The 16,572-nt window shown below is 64.4% G+C and carries 17 protein-coding genes; 8 read left to right on the top strand and 9 right to left on the bottom strand.

Features of this window, described 5'->3' with window-relative positions; translation table 11 throughout:
* Nucleotides 1–117 precede the first annotated feature (117 nt).
* On the bottom strand, nucleotides 118–663 hold the full coding sequence (locus ACE3TH_RS10680; protein ID WP_374599734.1) for a hypothetical protein: 546 nt from the start codon (nucleotides 661–663) through the stop codon (nucleotides 118–120).
* Nucleotides 664–838: 175 nt separating this feature from the next.
* Nucleotides 839–1,036 (bottom strand): hypothetical protein, encoded by a 198-nt coding sequence (locus tag ACE3TH_RS10675; RefSeq protein WP_374599733.1) that lies wholly within the window; start codon nucleotides 1,034–1,036, stop codon nucleotides 839–841.
* Nucleotides 1,037–1,349: 313 nt separating this feature from the next.
* Here ACE3TH_RS10675 and ACE3TH_RS10670 point away from each other — a divergent pair, with 313 nt between their 5' ends.
* Nucleotides 1,350–2,165, top strand: coding sequence for a hypothetical protein (locus ACE3TH_RS10670; protein WP_374599732.1), 816 nt, complete (start codon nucleotides 1,350–1,352; stop codon nucleotides 2,163–2,165).
* Nucleotides 2,166–2,689: 524 nt separating this feature from the next.
* Entirely contained in the window at nucleotides 2,690–3,730 is a 1,041-nt protein-coding gene (locus ACE3TH_RS10665; protein ID WP_374599731.1) for a reverse transcriptase family protein, read from the top strand.
* Nucleotides 3,731–3,777: 47 nt separating this feature from the next.
* On the opposite strand, the gene uvrB is transcribed toward ACE3TH_RS10665, so the two are convergent.
* Complete coding sequence (gene uvrB / locus ACE3TH_RS10660) at nucleotides 3,778–6,129, bottom strand: excinuclease ABC subunit UvrB (RefSeq protein WP_374599730.1); 2,352 nt, start codon at nucleotides 6,127–6,129, stop codon at nucleotides 3,778–3,780.
* Nucleotides 6,130–6,220: 91 nt separating this feature from the next.
* A complete protein-coding gene (locus ACE3TH_RS10655; RefSeq protein ID WP_374599729.1) occupies nucleotides 6,221–7,159 on the bottom strand; it encodes a hypothetical protein in 939 nt (312 codons plus the stop codon).
* 139 nt (nucleotides 7,160–7,298) lie between these two features.
* On the opposite strand from ACE3TH_RS10655, the gene ACE3TH_RS10650 reads away from it, so the two are divergent.
* Genes ACE3TH_RS10650 through ACE3TH_RS10640 form a run of 3 tightly spaced genes read left to right on the top strand, consistent with a single transcriptional unit; the run spans nucleotide 7,299 to nucleotide 9,077 of the window.
* A complete protein-coding gene (locus ACE3TH_RS10650; RefSeq protein ID WP_374599728.1) occupies nucleotides 7,299–8,030 on the top strand; it encodes a hypothetical protein in 732 nt (243 codons plus the stop codon).
* A complete protein-coding gene (locus ACE3TH_RS10645; RefSeq protein ID WP_374599727.1) occupies nucleotides 8,023–8,256 on the top strand; it encodes a helix-turn-helix transcriptional regulator in 234 nt (77 codons plus the stop codon). Before ACE3TH_RS10650 ends, ACE3TH_RS10645 begins: the two co-directional genes overlap by 8 nt.
* Nucleotides 8,253–9,077: a sulfite exporter TauE/SafE family protein gene (locus tag ACE3TH_RS10640; RefSeq protein ID WP_374599726.1), complete on the top strand. Its 825-nt coding sequence runs from the start codon at nucleotides 8,253–8,255 to the stop codon at nucleotides 9,075–9,077. Before ACE3TH_RS10645 ends, ACE3TH_RS10640 begins: the two co-directional genes overlap by 4 nt.
* Here ACE3TH_RS10640 and ACE3TH_RS10635 read toward each other — a convergent pair.
* Both ACE3TH_RS10635 and ACE3TH_RS10630 read right to left on the bottom strand, forming a co-directional pair.
* Nucleotides 9,074–9,613, bottom strand: coding sequence for a TIGR02281 family clan AA aspartic protease (locus tag ACE3TH_RS10635; protein WP_374599725.1), 540 nt, complete (start codon nucleotides 9,611–9,613; stop codon nucleotides 9,074–9,076). The two genes, ACE3TH_RS10640 and ACE3TH_RS10635, sit on opposite strands and share 4 nt — an antisense overlap.
* A gap of 103 nt (nucleotides 9,614–9,716) precedes the next feature.
* Entirely contained in the window at nucleotides 9,717–9,923 is a 207-nt protein-coding gene (locus tag ACE3TH_RS10630; protein ID WP_374599724.1) for a DUF1289 domain-containing protein, read from the bottom strand.
* 164 nt (nucleotides 9,924–10,087) lie between these two features.
* Between ACE3TH_RS10630 and ACE3TH_RS10625 the strand changes: the two genes are divergently transcribed.
* Together ACE3TH_RS10625 and ACE3TH_RS10620 are read left to right on the top strand one after the other, a co-directional pair.
* Nucleotides 10,088–10,243: a hypothetical protein gene (locus ACE3TH_RS10625; protein ID WP_374599723.1), complete on the top strand. Its 156-nt coding sequence runs from the start codon at nucleotides 10,088–10,090 to the stop codon at nucleotides 10,241–10,243.
* Nucleotides 10,244–10,421: 178 nt separating this feature from the next.
* Nucleotides 10,422–11,219 (top strand): crotonase/enoyl-CoA hydratase family protein, encoded by a 798-nt coding sequence (locus ACE3TH_RS10620; RefSeq protein WP_374599736.1) that lies wholly within the window; start codon nucleotides 10,422–10,424, stop codon nucleotides 11,217–11,219.
* Nucleotides 11,220–11,226: 7 nt separating this feature from the next.
* Here the strand turns inward: ACE3TH_RS10620 and ACE3TH_RS10615 are convergent, their stop codons facing one another.
* Genes ACE3TH_RS10615 through ACE3TH_RS10605 form a run of 3 tightly spaced genes read right to left on the bottom strand, consistent with a single transcriptional unit; the run spans nucleotide 11,227 to nucleotide 14,187 of the window.
* Nucleotides 11,227–12,240, bottom strand: a complete 1,014-nt coding sequence (locus ACE3TH_RS10615; RefSeq protein WP_374599722.1) for an HlyD family secretion protein — start codon at nucleotides 12,238–12,240, stop codon at nucleotides 11,227–11,229.
* 22 nt (nucleotides 12,241–12,262) lie between these two features.
* The gene (locus tag ACE3TH_RS10610) at nucleotides 12,263–13,018 is read right to left on the bottom strand and encodes an ABC transporter ATP-binding protein (RefSeq protein ID WP_374599721.1); all 756 of its coding nucleotides are present in this window, start codon (nucleotides 13,016–13,018) and stop codon (nucleotides 12,263–12,265) included.
* Nucleotides 13,015–14,187, bottom strand: a complete 1,173-nt coding sequence (locus tag ACE3TH_RS10605) for an ABC transporter permease (RefSeq protein WP_374599720.1) — start codon at nucleotides 14,185–14,187, stop codon at nucleotides 13,015–13,017. Before ACE3TH_RS10605 ends, ACE3TH_RS10610 begins: the two co-directional genes overlap by 4 nt.
* 182 nt (nucleotides 14,188–14,369) lie before the next feature.
* Between ACE3TH_RS10605 and ACE3TH_RS10600 the strand changes: the two genes are divergently transcribed.
* The gene (locus ACE3TH_RS10600) at nucleotides 14,370–16,460 is read left to right on the top strand and encodes a S46 family peptidase (RefSeq protein ID WP_374599719.1); all 2,091 of its coding nucleotides are present in this window, start codon (nucleotides 14,370–14,372) and stop codon (nucleotides 16,458–16,460) included.
* Nucleotides 16,461–16,572: the final 112 nt, after the last annotated feature.

Genomic DNA, 16,572 nt, shown 5'->3' with positions numbered 1-16,572 from the left:
CCCCTCGGGGGAGGGGGACCATCCGAAGGATGGTGGAGGGGGCATCTCCTCCCCCACCGGGGGAGGGGGACCGCGCGAAGCGTGGTGGAGGGGGCCGCCAACCCCAAGCTCACACCCCTACGGCCACACCTCCGCCACCCCCGGCGGCAACCCCGCATCTTCCCGCCACGCCTCCCGGTTCGCCTCCAGCGTGACCTGATCCAGCACCCACAGGTCCTCCAGCCGCCCCGCCGCGTCCCAGAAGCCGTCGGTCCAGGCGTGCTTGCGGAAATACTCCCTGTCCGCCGCCGCCACCTCGGTCTCCAGATGCTCGGCCCGCCAGGTCAACACATGCCCCGCATGCCACAGCGGCACCCGCTCCAGCGGCCCGCCCTGCATGGCGGCGGCCAGCACCTCGGCCAGCTGCCGCGTCTCGTCCCGCTTCAGCTCGAACGCCTCCATCTTCGCCCGCGCATACCGGTCCCAGCCCTCGATCGGCTCGGGCTTCGGGTCCGGGCCCTTGCGCCTCACCCAACTTTCGGTCGCCCGCCGCCGCCACAGATTGTCCAGCCCGACGTCATAGCGCCGCGCCAGCGACGCCCCCGTCTCCCCCGCCTCCCACGCCCGCCGCACCTCGCCCCAGGTGTCGAAATCCCTCAGCTTCCGCGTCGTCTGAAACTCCATCCCTTCCGCCCCTATCGCAAGTTGGAGGAAGCCATTCCTCCCCCACCGGGGAAGGGGAACCGCGAAGCGGTGGAGGGGGCTACTCCTCCCCCACCGGGGGAGGGGGACCGCGCGAAGCGTGGTGGAGGGGGCAAGGCCCCAGCACTGATCGATGGGATAGCCCGGCCACACCCCCTCATCGCCGCATCTCCGCTTCCAGCCGCGCGACCTGCCGCTCCAACCGGGCCAGCAGGACATCCTGCATCTTCCCCGGCGCTCCGGCCTGCATCATCTCCTGCAGGCGCAACATCCCGTCCAGAAAGCTCTGCGCCTGGGCCATCCGCGCCGCCACCCGCTCCAGCGGCTGCGCCCCCTTCCCGTCCCGTGCCGTCATCCGATCCTTCCCATCTCACCGCCGGGCCCCGATGCCTGGCCCCGTCATTATGCCCCCGCCCGCCCCCGTGCTGAGGAAGCGGGGTCCACAAGGACCGGTTGGGGACGCAAGGTGTTGAAACTATTGGGGTCGCGACGACACACCCCCTGTTCGGGCGGGATGGGAATAAAGTTTCAGGCCTCAGCCTCGCGAGGGCCGGGAAGGCTCGGCGAAGGGCGCGAAGTGGCGGGAGGATGGGGGGGCGGGTGACTTCTTGCCCCACCTCGACATTCTACGAATCGCAAGATAGCCAGCGAGCGGTAGGGAGGCGTGTTTGGCCAATATCGAAGATCTTGCCCGGCTCGAAAGTGTTATCGCGGATAACGCGAACCTCAATGGAGCACTTGCGCAACCACATATATTCCCCAAGGCGCGAGAGAAAATCACGAGAATTTTTGACCTATTAGACGCACCTCAGCAAAATGTATTTTTGTCGCTTGTGTCTCGATACAGTATACATTTTGACTATGGTCGTATAGCCTACAATCTAGTTCCAAGAATATTCGATTTATACAAGACTTTTAACAAAGTTTCATTGTGCACGCCCTATATTGACGCCCCCAAAAATCAAAAAAGCGCGGGACTCATAACTTATGAGATTCGAGCACAGCTTGTTGCGCATGACGTGCCTAAGAGCAGAGTCTCAATCCGAGACGTAGTTCCAAACGATGTTGTCGACGGCCCGCTCATCGTCGTCGATGATTTTTCTGGCTCAGGAAGAACCATTCGAAAGGCTGTCGAGCGTCTCTTGGTAGTCGGCTACAAACCTGAAAACATTTCTGTGTCCGTGCTGTATGCCATGCGAGACGCTATTCAATGCATTGAGGCATTGGGGGTGCGTGTTGACGCCGCGCTATCAGGCACCCGATGCCTCACAGAGTATGAATTTTCTGAGGCTGAAGGCGGCGCAGCGGCTCCTGAGATCTACGGTCAGATCGAAGCGAAACTAGGGGTAACAGAGGAGAACGTTAGAGGCTTTGGCCAAACGGAAGCGCTGGTGTCCATGAAGGCTACTCCAAACAACACTCTCCCAATTTTCTGGTACAAAGGCAAAAAGGGTGTGGGCTGGCCCTGCCCATTTCCGAGGTAAATAATCATGAGGGGACTAGATCGAATAATCATGGAGTCGATCGCTGCTGGCTCAGAATCCATGTCCGCTGCGGTATCTCGCGGATGGAGCTACAGCCAAATCCTTGACGGCGTCGCTCGGCTTCAAACCTTAGGCCTTGTCGTTAGAACAGAAGGGCAACTGGTACTTAGTACGCGGGGGCAGGCCGCCCTCGAAGCCGCTAAGAGAATGACCTTTCCAAAGCCTCGTATTTCAACCCGGGTTGAGCGCCTACCATCTAGTGCCGTATATGTTCCATCGGAAGCCGCTCTCGAGGAGATTCGGGAGTCAGTCAGTACAGCCAGACAAGGATAAGGGTTCGCCCAAATCTTTTGCTGGGCGGGCGGCGAGTCGCCGTCCAGGAGAAATCGCGAAGAACACAGCCTATGGCGCAAAATGGATTCGCATGATGCTCCCCATTTCGCGCCGCGAACTGCGTTCGCAAGCTCGCTACGCTCACTCGATAGATAAAGGGTGACCAACTTCCCTCCGCAGGGCGGCTTCCAATGATATATAGCCAATCCAAAGATTTTATTCTGACGGCTTCAAAAGCCGGTTGGTCAGAGCAAGATATTGCTTACGCCATCAAATACTCGGCGCGATTGAGTCAATCGGGCCTCCCAACCATTTTCGATGTTAGACACCTGTCAGTTTTGTCTGGCTTCAAAAGAGATTTTCTCTATCGCGCCGCTAACGGCCAAAATAAATTTTATAGGAAGTTCTCTGTTAAAAAACGTGATGGCTCAGAACGACAATTAGTAGAGCCGCTTCCGGACCTAAAGGAATTTCAGTCTTGGCTTGCCGATTCCGTGGGCTCTAAGCTTCCTGTTTCAAAGTACGTTCATTCTTACCGACCAGGCCGCAGCATCAAAACTAACGCTAGGTTTCACTTAGGGAAGAAAGTTGTTGTTCGTCTAGACGTGAAGGACTTTTTTGCTTCTACAAAATTAGGTGCGGTAGAAAAGGTCTTATTGTCTTGCGGTTATACATCAAGCGTCTCTAGGATTTTGGCTAGCTTGACAACTTTGAATGGAGCACTTCCACAAGGCGCTCCGTCTAGCCCATCGCTTTCAAATGCAATATACATTTCGCTCGACAACAAGCTTGGATCATACGCGCTAGAGAATAATTGGCACTACACCCGATATGCTGACGATCTTACATTTTCAGGCTCTGGCTCTCCTCGAAGTCTTATATCTTTTGTAGAAAATTCCCTCAAAGACGAAGAACTTGAATTAAACGAATCTAAGATTCGGGTGATGCGAAGAGGCAGCAGACAGGTAAGCTGTGGAGTAATTCTGAACGAATGTCTTGGGCCTTCCCGTGAAATGCGCAGAACATTTTTGCAGGAAGTTCATTTCGTACGAAAATTTGGCTTAGCTGGCCATATCGATCGAAAAGGAATTGAAACATCCGATTACATTTCGACATTAATAGGTCGAGGAAATCATATACTTTGGATGATGGCTCAACACCCTAACAGACTCCCTCCGTTTCAGGAGGCCTTGAGTTTTTTAAAGAGCGTCGAGATCGAATCCCGAAGTTAAGGAAAGTATTCCTCGTCACCAATTAGACGACTAAAATCTCCCCCACTCTAACGCCCCTTCCGGAACGCCTCCGCCTTCTCCGCCGCCGCCTCGGCTCGCCAGCGTTTCGGCGCGGCCTTGTCGACCGCCTGCCCTTCCGCCGTCATGACGTCGTTGGCGAACTCCAGGTCCATCAGCTTCATGCGCTTGATCTCGTCGCGCAGGCGGGCGGCTTCCTCGAACTCCAGGTTGGCGGCGGCGTTGCGCATGCGGCCTTCCAGGTCCTTGAGGGCGGCCTGGAAGTTGGAGCCGGTGAAGGGTTTGGCGGCCTCGGCCACGCCGGGGCGGGTCAGGCGATCCATCTCGCGGCTCTCGTAAGGGCTGGCCATGATCTCCTTGATGTCGCGCTTGACGCTTTCGGGCGTGATGCCGTGTTCGGTGTTGTAGGCCTGCTGCTTCTCGCGCCGGCGGTTCGTCTCGGCGATGGCGCGCTCCATACTGCCGGTCATGCGGTCGGCGTACAGGATGACCCGGCCGTCGACGTTGCGGGCCGCGCGGCCGATGGTCTGGATCAGTGAGGTCTCCGAGCGCAGGAAGCCCTCCTTGTCCGCATCCAGGATGGCGACCAGGCCGCACTCGGGAATGTCCAGCCCCTCGCGCAGCAGGTTGATGCCGATCAGGCAGTCGAAGGTGCCCAGGCGCAGGTCGCGCAGGATCTCGATCCGCTCCAGCGTGTCGACGTCGGAGTGCATGTAGCGGACGCGAATGCCCTGCTCATGCATGTATTCCGTCAGGTCCTCGGCCATCTTCTTGGTCAGGGTGGTGACCAGGGAGCGGTAGCCGTTGCGGGCCACGGCCTTCACCTCGTCGATGACGTCGTCGACCTGGTTGCGGGTCTGGCCGCTGACGGGACGGATCTCGACCGGGGGGTCGATCAGGCCGGTGGGGCGGATGACCTGTTCGGTGAAGACGCCGCCCGTCTGGTCCATCTCCCAGCTGCCGGGGGTGGCGCTGACGAAGACGGTGGCGGGGCGCATGGCGTCCCATTCGTCGAACTTCAGCGGGCGGTTGTCGATGCAGCTGGGCAGGCGGAAGCCGTATTCGGCCAAGGTGGATTTGCGGCGGTAGTCGCCCCGGTACATGCCGCTGATCTGGCCCACGGTGACGTGGCTCTCGTCCACGAACAGCAGGGCGTTGTCGGGGATGTATTCGAAGAAGGTGGGCGGCGGCTCGCCCGGCGCGCGGCCCGTCAGCCAGCGGGAATAGTTCTCGATCCCGGCGCAGGAGCCGGTCGCCTCCATCATCTCCAGATCGAAGCGCACGCGCTGTTCCAGGCGCTGGGCCTCCAGGAGCTTGCCGTTCTCGACCATCCAGTCGAGCGTCTCCTTCAGCTCGGCCTTGATGCCGGTCATGGCCTGGTTCAGCGACGGACGCGGCGTGACATAGTGGCTGGCCGCATAGACGGTGATCTCCTCCAGATCGGCGGTCTTCTTGCCGGTCAGGGGGTCGAACTCCTGGATGCTCTCCAGCTCGTCGCCGAACAGCTGGATGCGCCAGGCGCGGTCCTCCATGTGGACGGGGAAGATCTCCAGCACGTCGCCGCGCTTTCTGAACATGCCGCGCTCGAAGGCGGCGTCGTTGCGCTTGTACTGCAGCGCGATCAGATCGGCCCGCAGCTTGGCCTCGTCGATCTGGTCCCCGACCTTCAGGGTGAAGGTCATGGCCGTATAGGTCTCGACCGAGCCGATGCCGTAGATGCAGCTGACCGACGCCACCACGATGACGTCGTCCCGCTCCAGGATCGCCCGCGTCGCCGAATGGCGCATGCGGTCGATCTGCTCGTTTATCGAGCTGTCCTTCTCGATGTAAGTATCTGATTTCGGGACATAAGCTTCGGGTTGGTAGTAGTCGTAGTAGCTGACGAAATACTCGACCGCATTGTCTGGGAAGAAGGCCTTGAACTCGGAATAGAGCTGGGCGGCCAGGGTCTTGTTGGGGGCCAGGATCAGCGCCGGGCGCTGGGTCTGTTCGATGACCTTGGCCATGGTGAAGGTCTTGCCCGAGCCGGTGACGCCCAGAAGGACCTGATTGCGCTCGCCGGTTTTGGCTGTCGCGACCAGTTCGGCGATGGCGGCAGGCTGGTCGCCGGCGGGGGTGTATTTCGTCTCCAGCCGGAAGGGAATGTGCTTGCGGTCGGCGGGACGATCGGGGCGGTGCGGGGTCCAGTCGGCAGGCTTGCCAGGGGCCTCCTCCGGCGTCAGGCGCGGGCCGGTGACGGGGGCGAACATGGGGAGTTTGTTCGTCGCTGCCGCCGGATCGAAGATGAAGGGGGCCGACGCCTCAGCCACGCCCTGTGCCGACTGGCCGGGGACGTGGACGGGTTTGACGGGCTTGCCGGGGGTCGGAGCGGAACGGGCCATGAACACCATCTAGGCACGGGCGGGCCGCGATGCCAGCCGCAGGGCACCGCCCATGCTGGCAGCGGATGTCAGCATGGGCAGCAGGATGGCATCAGCGGCGGATGCGCGCGCGCAGCTCCAGCTCGCCGATGCGGCGATCCAGATAGGCGCGGTCGTCGGAGGACGGCTGACTGCGGGCATAGGCGGCCTCCAGCCGGACCAGATCGCCGTGCTCGACCGCGATGTCGGCAGCTTCGGTGCGACCGATGGCCGAGGCGTTGGTGGACAGCGCACGCTCGATGTTGGCCAGACGGGTGCGATTGTCGAGCGGAGCGGTCGAGCCGCCGCCGTAGCCGACATCGCCGACGCGGGCGTCCAGCGCATCCAGTCGGCTCTCCAGATCGTCGCGTTCGCGGGTGCTGAGCGAACCGTCGCGCAGATAGCCGGCCTCGACCTGGATCAGGGCCTGGTAATCTGACTTCAGGCGCGTGCCCTCGGTGCGGGTGATGCGGCGGTTGCGCACGGCGGTGTCCACGCGCGCCTCGAATTCGGCGCGGCCGCCGGAGACGGAGACGTAGCCGGTGTCCGAGCCCTGATCGTCGCCGAAGCCGCCGTCGGCCAGTGCCTGGGTCAGGGCCCCGTAGCGGTCGTTCAGCTCCGTGCGTTCGCTGGTCGTGAAACGGCCGTCGGCGGCATAGCGGGTCTCAAGCTGCACCAAGGCGTCATAGTCGGCCTTGATGCGGGTGCCGGTCGAGGACGACAGACGACCAGAGCGGACGTCGGCATCGACGCGGGTGTTGAACTGAGTGCGCTGGGTGTTCAGCGGACGCCGCCCGGCCGCCCACTGGGCATCAACAGAGGTCGATACCCCCAGCCGATCGCCGAACAGCGCGCCGAGAATAGCACCGATCGCCTCCTGCTGCTGCGACGGCTGTTGCTGGCTCTGGGTGGAGCCGTAGGGCGTCTGGGCCAGCGCCACGCCGGAGGATAGCAGCAGGGCCGAACCGGCCAGGGCGAGTGTACGGATGGAGGCAGTCTTGATGGTCGTCATCGCAGGGATGTCCCAGGTGGAAGTTGCGGTGGAAACGGCTGGCTCCGAGGGAGGTTGCGCTGGCTGCCGCCCAGCGCTCAATGCCTGCCCCTGATGCCCGCTTGACACATGTAACCCCAAGGTGACATGTAACCGATAGGTGACATTGCGTGAGGTTCGGGCGGTGATGCGGGATCAGGGTGAGGCGAAGCGGGCGTTGAATGACCGGGCGCGCCGGTATGGCTGGGGGCTGGTTCTGACCGCGGTCGGCGTAGTGGCCTGCGGAGCAGGCTTTGTCGTGGGAGACGGACGCACGGGTGATGCGGCGACGGCGGCGGGTGTTCTGGCCGGGATCGGATTTGCCATCATGGTCGTGGGACTGATCCTGGCGGCCTGGCATCACCCATCGCGGTCGCAACAGATCGGCGAGCGGGCGCAGACGAAACGGGATCGCTTGCAGGCCGAGCGGTCGCGCATGTTGTGGACGTTCCCGCTGATCGGGATGGCCCTGTTGGGGATCGCCTTCGAGGCGGCGCGCGACATTCAGACCGAGGGCCCCAGCCTGATCGGCGTTCTTCGGCTGGGCGTGCCGGTGCTCTATGCCTGGCTGGTGGTGCTGATGGTGCTGGGCTGGGACAACTATTCGGGGACCAACAAGCGGTTCCTGGACGACGAACTGACGCGCGTCTTCCGGGCCCAGGCTCTCAAGGCGGGGTTCGTGGCGCTGATGGCGGGGATAACCTTGACCCTGGGCCTGATGATCTGGTGCCCCGAAGCCGGCCTGACGGCCATGATCGTCGCCCTGATGGCGGGGGCGGCGACGGCGGGATTTCGTTTTGCCTGGCTGGACCGCGAAGCCAATCAAGCGGATACGGCAAGCGACGATGAGTGACCCGCGCTTGGGCTCGCGGCTGAAAGAAGTGCGGACCGCGGCGGGGCTGACGCAGGTCGAACTGGCGGCGCTGGCGGGTGTGTCGCGCAAGACGGTGAATACGGTCGAGAACGGGGTGTTCGTGCCGTCCACGATACTGGCGCTCAGCCTGGCGCGAGCCCTGAACACCACGGTGGAGGATCTGTTCTGGCTGGTCGATTCAGGACCGTCTAGACCGCTGGCATGACCGCATTGCCGCTGAGCGAAATCCTGATGCTGCTGGCCGCCCTGGTGGCCGCCGGGCTGGTCGGGGGGCTGATCGCGGGTCTGTTCGGGGTGGGCGGCGGGACGGTGATCGTGCCGGCGCTGTTCTATGCGTTCGAAGTGCTGGGGCTGGGCGGCGAGAGCAATCTGCACGTCGCCATCGGCACGTCCCTGGCCACCATCGTGGCGACGTCCTGGCGGTCCCTGAAGGCGCACCGCGAGCATGGGGCGGTGGACGAGGTGGTGCTGAAGACCTGGACGCCGTGGGTGGCGCTGGGCGGCCTGATCGGAGCGGGGGTGGCGGGGCTCACGTCGATGGAGGGGCTGGCCATCGTTTACGGGGTCTGTCTGGCCCTGATCGCGGCGCAGATGGGGCTGCTGCCCGAGCGTGTGGTGCTGAGGCGGGACATGCCGACCGGCTGGGGCCGCCGGGTGACGGCGACCGTCATCGGCGGACTGTCGGCCATGATGGGTATCGGCGGCGGCAGTTTCGGCGGCCTGACCATGACCCTGTGCGGCCGGCCGATCCATCAGGCGGTGGCGACGGCGTCAGGGTTCGGTCTGGCCATCGGAGCGACGGCGACGGCCGGTTTCGTCGTGTTTGGCTGGAGCGCAGACGGGCGGCCGCCGCTGTCGCTAGGCTATGTCAACATACCGGCAGCGGTGGTGATGGGGCTGCTGACCACGGCGGTGGCCCCCTATGGCGCCCGGTTGGCGCACCGGCTGAACAAGACGACGCTGAGGCGCGTGTTCGCGCTCTATCTGCTGGCGACAGCCTTGTCGGTGGTGGTGAAGGCGCTCTAACTCTTGAGCGTCAGGGTCGTCGGTGTGGCGGTGAAGCTGGACAGGCGGCCCAGATAGCTCATGCCCAGCAGCGAGTGCGGCAGGCCATTCTCGATCACCAGGGCCTCGACACTATCGACGCGCGTGCCCCCGATGCTGACCGAAGCCAGGGTGACGGGTGCGGCGCGGACCCGACCGGCGGCGGTGATGATTGTGCCGGAGAAGTCGGCGGCGGTGACGTGCACGCCCAGACGTTCGGCATCCGCACGCGTCAGGGAGACGACGCTGGCCCCCGTATCGACCATGACGCGGATGGGCCGGCCACCGGTGCGGGCATTCATGCGCGCCTCGGCCCAATAATGTCCGTCGTCCGAGCGGGCGATGCGTGTGTCGGCGCCGGTGGCGGGTGCCGGCGTCGCTGCGGCAGCGACAGTCACGGGCACGACGGCCGCCTGGGCCTGGCCACGGTCGCCCAGCTGATTGACCCAGAAGGCGGCCGTCAGCGAGCAGGCAATCGCCAGGATCATCACACCGAGGTTGGACAGGTTCAAACGCATGGACCGAACACACTCACCAGACACGACCGCTTCTGCGACTCTGACACCCTGGCAGGGGTCGGTTGGGATGCGGTGAACGGGCGTGGTGGACGCGGCGTTAAGGCTATTCTCCGACCAGCACCTGACGCTCGCGTCCCGGCAGTGCCGCCATGATCGTCGCCCGTTCTGCATCCGTCATCGCGCTCCAGCCCGCGATCTCGGACAGGGTGCGGTAGCAACCCAGGCACAGGCTGGACGCGCCATCGACCACGCACACCTGGACACACGGGGTGGCGATGGAGCGCGGAGGGCCTTGTGGCGTGGGCGACACGTTTGATGACATCGGTGCGAAATATGGTCCGGTTGCGGAGTATAAATCTTGCAATTTGCAGCACGCCTGCTAGATTGGATGCTGACGCGAAACGACTATGACGGTGAGATTCCCGAAAAGCACGACGCGTCTCTTTTCATCTTTCATCGAAAGGAGACGCCAAGATGAATAACAAGGAGCGCAACCTCCAGCACGCCATGATGTCCTTTGCCCTGTTCGGCGGGATGCTGGTGAACACGAAGAATACGAACGGCGCAGGCGACCGCGTGGTCAGCCACCCTTCGAACTTCGTACCCATCAAACTGGACCGCAAGCGCTAGAAGAGCGACAGCGCCAGTGAGAAGACCGAGCCCCGGCCCCTCAGGACCGGGGCTTTTTGGTGGGTGCTATCACTCGGCTCGCGGAGCCTCGTCGCTTGAGCGATTTTTTGGGCGCTAGCACTCGCCGCGCGGCGGCTCGCTGCTTGAGCGAGGAGAGCGAATGCGGCACAGCGTGGCCATGACCCTGATCACGCGCGAACGCCAAGGCCCCCTCGAAATATGGACCCTGGACCGGGCCGAGCGGCTGAACGCCCTACCCGATCCGCAGGACGGCGAGGCGTTTGCTACGGCCTGCGAGGCGGTCAATGCGGACCGAACCGTGTCCTGCGTGATCCTGACCGGCGCGGGGCGGGCGTTCTCGGCAGGCGGCGATCTGACCGCCATGCGGGATCGGCGCGACCTGTTCGGCGGTACGGGCATCGACATCCGCGAGAACTACCGCCGGGTCGTGCACCGGATCGTGCGGTCGCTCTATGGGCTGGAGGTGCCGCTGATCGCGGCGGTGAACGGCCCGGCCATGGGGCTGGGGTGCGACATCGCCGGACTGGCCGACATACGTATCGCGTCGGAGGCGGCCAGTTTCGGCGTCCCCTTCCTGAAGCTGGGCATACTACCGGGCGACGGCGGAACCTGGCTGATGCCGAGGAACGTCGGCTATGCCCGCTCGGCGGAACTGCTATTCACGGGCCGGACGCTCGATGCAGCCACCGCGCTGGACTGGGGCCTGGTCAACCGGGTCGTGCCTGCTGACCGCCTGATGGAGGAGGCCTTGGCCACGGCGGCGCAGGTCACCGCCCAGGCCCCGCATGCTCTGCGCATGACCAAGGCCCTGCTGCGCCAGGGAAGGGATGCGACCTTCGACCAGATCCTGGAGATGACCGCCGCCATGCAGGCCCTGGCCCACCTGACCGAGGACCACGCCGAGGGCGTCAGCGCCGTGCTGGAGAAGCGGGCGGCGACGTTCGAGGGGCGCTGACGGTCAACTAACCCCTGTTCGGCGTCTGCATGGAGCGGTTGGCCGGGACGCCGACGGTGGCGGTGCGGGGGGCGCCCGCCGTTTCGCCGGGCTTCATGAACTTGACCAGGACGCGCTGGCCGATCAGCAGAGGGGCGTCGCCGACGGTAACGACGACCTCGACGACGCGCTCGTCGGAGCGTTGCGACGGGTCGTCCGACGCCAGCTTGCGGGCCCCGAAGACGGCGGCACGGCGCAGGACGGTGCCGACATAGACCTTGGTCGTGTCACCCTCGGGCGTGACTTCGACGGCCTGGCCGGCGCGGATGTTGGGGATGTCGCTCTCGACGATCTCGGCGCGGGCAATGCGCGGGGCGTCAGGCTCCAGATCGAACATGTTGGACACGTTCAGGGTCGAGGCCCCGGCGCCGGGATTGGCATAGCGGCGCACGATGCGGCCGTCGGCGGGCGCGCGGATGACCGTCAGCTCGACATTATAGGCGGCCTGATCGCGGCGGGCGCGGGCGGTATCGACGGCGGCGCGGGCCGAGGCCATGCGAGCTTCGGCCGTGGCGATGGCGTCGCGGGCCTGGTCCAGCCGCTGGGCGGCGACGAAGTTGGTGGCGACCAGCTGCTGCAGGCGATCGAACTCGCGCTGGGCGGTGCGGATGTCGACCTGGATCTGGCGCAGCTGGCTTTCGGCCTGGGCGACGTCGGCGGCGGCGCTTTGCAGGGCGAGGCGGGGTTCGTCATCCTCCTGACGAGCCAGGATCTGACCGGCCACGACGCGGTCGCCTTCCTGGACCAGGACTTCCCGCACGACGCCGCCGCGACGGGCCGCGATCTGGATGATGCCGCCCTCAACGTCGACCTTGCCGTTGGCGATGGCCGCATAGGGGCTTTCGACCTTGCTGGCCTCGCGCTCGGCCTCCTCGGCCTTCTTGGCGGCGGCAGCGTTGTTCATGAACATAACAACGAGGCCGATGACGACGATCAGCGCGAGGCCGATCCAGGTCCATTTGCTTTTCAGGAAACCGGGCATTCTAGGGGGTCCTTCAGGGCGTTCAGTGCGACGCGAGCGTGGCGTCGGGATTGGGGGTGCGGCGCTGATCGTCGATGATCACGCCGTCTTCGATGTGGATGACCCGGTCGGCCCAGGCCTCGAGGCGCGGGTCGTGGGTGACGCAGATGACCGCCGCGCCATGTTCGGTCGCGGCCCGGCGCAGCAGGCGGATGACCACCTGGCCGTTCTCGCCGTCCAGGGCAGAGGTCGGTTCGTCGGCGAACAGGATTTTGGGGTCCTTGGCCAGGGCGCGGGCGATGGCGACGCGCTGCTTCTCACCACCGGACAGGGCGGCCGGGCGCTGATGCAGGCGATGGCCCAGGCCCACCTCTTCCAGCGCCAGGGTGGCACGTTTGCGCGCCGCGTCGGGCGACAGGCCCTGATATTTCAGTACCGTAGTGACCTGGGCCAGGGCGCTGAGGGCCGGGAACAGGTTGAAGCCCTGGAAGATGAAGCCGCAGTGATCCAGCCGGAACTTGTCGATGCGCCCCGACGACAGCTTCCACATGTCGTCGACATCGAGAGCATCCACGCGCCCGGCCTCGGGCCGCAGCAGGCCGGACAGGGCGGCGATCAGGGTGGACTTGCCGGAGCCCGAGGGCCCCATGACCATGGTCAGGTCACCGTGACGGGCGTCGAAATCCACGCCCTTCAGTACCTCGACGAAGGCCTTGCCGGACTTGAAGCGCTTGACCAGTCCGGTGGCCTCGATGGCGGCGGAGCCGTGACGGCCGTGCAGCTTGGTATGGCCGATCATCGCAGCAGGTCCGCAGGTTGGCTCTTCTTCAGTATGCCCATCGACAGCAGGCCCGAGGCCATGGCGATCAGGATCAGGCCGCCGCCGACGACGATCAGCAGCACGGGCGGCAGGGAGATGATGACGGCATTGGCCGCCGCCAGCAGCGACACCAGCCAGGTCAGCAGGATGGCTGCACCGACCCCCACCACGCCGACCCAGAAGCTAAGTTCCATGACGATGCGGCGAAGGCTGCCCATGCCGACGCCCAAGGCACGCAGGGAGGCGAACTCCTTAATGTTGGCCATGATGGCACCGCGCAGGGTCTGCCAGGTGATGGCCACGCCGATGATGATGCCCAGGACGACGCAGCCGCCGATGATGATGACCAGAATGCCCTCCTCGAACATGGCCCCTGCGTTGGCGTCGGCCAGCTCCTGACGCGTCCAGGCCTTCCACTGCCCGTCACCGCTTTCATTCAGCTGATCGGCGACCAGACGGGCTTGTGAAGGGTCGCGCAGCTTGACCATCAAGGGACCGACGCGTGGGCCGGTATCGGCCTGGCCCAGCATGCGCAGGGTGTCGCGCGACATGACGATGTTGGCCTGCATCATGTTGGGATAGCCGCGCGTGATCGCCGCCACCGTGACCGTCTGACCGTTGTAAAGGGCCTTCTCACCCAGCTTGACCCCCAGTTGTGGCAGGGCGGTCTCGTCGACCGCGACCGTGTAGGGCTGGCGCAGGGCGTCGATCAGGTCCTGGGAATAGTCGGTCGGAATGGTGACCGCATCCGGCGTGGTGTCGATGATGCTGGCCTGCACGAAAGCCTGACGGGGCGCATCCATCTTGGCCCGATCGGCCTGGGAGAGGGTCGGATCGACATTCTTGACCGACTGGAAGGTGCCCCCTGCGCCGTCCAGGGGCTGGACCTCCACGACTTCGGGGTTGTTGTAGACCAGAGGTATGAACCGGCGCGGCACGCCGGACGGGCCGCCGATCAGGCTTTTCGCGCCGGGCTGCATGACGATGATGTCGGCACGCGACCGTTCGATCTGGGCCGTGAAGCCCTTGCCGATGCCGATGAAGACGCCGGTCATGGCCAGGACGAGCAAGCCCGACAGCGCCAGCGCCATGACGGCGGCCATGTAGCGGCGCCACTCGAAGAGCAGGGTGGAGAGAGCGAGAGACATGGGACCCCTTGGTTGTCCGCTATCTGACGCCGCCAGGTGTTCCGGCCAAGTTAAATCGGGGTAAGGCGACGACCCGCATTCGCCAAAGGGGGCAAACAGGCTGTGGACGAGAGCGCGGCTTCGGGTCTAGTTATTCTGTAACAGCCCGCAAGGAATGGACGGGCCAGGGAGAACCACCAGACATGCTGCTTCGTTCACTTCGGTCCGCCATCGCCGCGACCGCCTCCATCGCCACCGTCGCCGGGGCGCTGGCCGTCACCGCCGCCCCGACCGTGGCCAAGGCCGACGAAGGAATGTGGACCTTCGACAACTTCCCCATCCAGATGGTGAACGACAAATACGGCACCCGCATCGATCAGGCCTGGCTGGATCGGGTCCGCAACTCGGCGGTGCGTCTGCAGGGTTGCTCGGCCTCGTTTGTGTCTGAGGATGGGCTGATCCTGACCAACTGGCACTGTGTCGTCGGCTGCGTGCAGGACCTGTCCAGCCCCGAGAACGACTACGTCAAGAACGGCTGGATGCCTGCCACCCGCGAAGAAGAGAAGACCTGCCCCGGCCAGACGGCCGAGGTCCTGACCGACATCGTGGACGTGACCGATCGCGTTCTGGCCGCCGGCGAGGGCCTGGAAGGCGCGGCCTTCAACGCCGCCCGCAGCGCCGAGACCACCAAGATCCAGGAAGAGAACTGCGCCGGCGATCCCAAGTTCAGCTGCCAGGTGATCAGCTTCTACCGCGGTGGCCGTTATGCGCTCTACAAGTTCCGCCGCTATGACGACGTGCGTCTGGTGTTCGCGCCCGAGAACCAGGCGGCGTTCTTCGGTGGCGACCCCGACAACTTCAACTTCCCGCGCTATGCACTCGATGCCGGTTTCCTGCGCGCCTATGAGGACGGCAAGCCGGTCGAGACGCCCAACTTCCTGAAGTGGAACCCCGAAGCGCCCAAGGAAGGCGACGTCACCTTCGTGGCCGGCAACCCCGGTACGACCCAGCGCCTGCTGACCATGAGCCAGCTGGAGCGACTGCGCGATCAGCAGTTGCCGACCCAACTGATCCAGGGGTCCGAACTGCGCGGGCGTCTGCTGGAATATTCGCTGGAGGATGACGAGGCGTATCGCGCGTCGTTCGACACCATCTTCGGCCTCGAGAACAGCTTCAAGGTCTGGTACGGCCAGCAGGCCGCCCTGACCGATCCGGCCTTCATGGCGACCAAGCGCGAACAGGAAGCCGAACTGCGCCAGCGCGTCGCCGCCGACCCAGCCCTGCAACAACGCATCGGTGATCCGTGGGCCGAACTGGAAGCCGTCGAGGCCGCCGCGCGCGATCTGTATCTGCCCTATCGCCAACTGGTGCAGGGCGCGGGTGGCGGTTCGCAGCTGTACAGCTATGCCCGGGCCGTGGCCGGTGTCGCCCGCGACAACGCCCGCCCCGAGGCCGAGCGCCGCATCACGCCGGCCCAGCGCACGGCGCTGGAAGGTCGCATGGCCACCGTCCTGCCAGTCACGCCCGCCATCGACGAAATCCAGATGCGCCAGTGGCTGTCCAAGACCCGCGAATATCTGACGGTCGACAATCCGACGGTGAAGGCCATGCTGGGCCGCGAAAGCCCGGAAGCCCTGGCCGAGCGGTTGATCGCCGGGACCAAGCTGGCCGACCCGGCCTTCCGCGTCGCCGCCCTGTCGATGACGCCGGAACAACTGGCCGAGGCCGATCCGCTGATCGGTTTCGTTCTGGCCAATGAAGCAGCCAGCGCCGAAGTAGCCAGCCAGTGGGCCAGCACGGTCACGGCCCCCACCTCCCGCGCCGCCGAGCGCGTCGCCCAAGCCCGCTTCGCGGTTTATGGCGACAACCTGTACCCCGATGCGACCTTCTCGCTGCGCCTGTCCTATGGCCAGGTGCAGGGCTGGACCTATCGCGGCGTGACGGTGCCGGCCTTCACCTACATGGGCGGGCTTTACGAGCGGGCGACGGGCTCGGTGCCGTTTAATGCGGCCCAGAAGTTCCTGGACGCCGAGGACCGGATCAACAAGCAGACCGTCTATGACTTCGTCTCCACCAACGACATCATCGGCGGCAACTCCGGCTCGCCCGTGATCAATGCCGCCGGCGAGGTGATCGGCACGGCATTCGACGGCAACATCCACTCTCTAGGCGGGTCGTTCGGCTACGACGGCAATCTGAACCGGACGGTGTCGGTCTCGACCGCCGCCATCACCGAGGCGCTGCGGGTGGTCTATCCGAGCCCGCGCCTGCTGGAAGAGCTGGGGGTCCAGTAACGATCCTTCTCCCCTTGCGGGAGAAGGTGTCAGGCGCTGCCTGACGGTTGAGGGGTCGCACCGATCTTGCCGGGCGACCCCTTCGTCATTCATGGTCTTTCATCGACAATCG

Origin of the sequence: Brevundimonas sp. (assembly GCF_041919755.1) — a bacterium.
In the GTDB taxonomy this organism is placed as follows: Bacteria; Pseudomonadota; Alphaproteobacteria; order Caulobacterales; family Caulobacteraceae; genus Brevundimonas.
The sequence above is the reverse complement of the archived record's forward strand: the minus strand, read 5'-3'. Positions and strand labels throughout refer to the sequence as shown.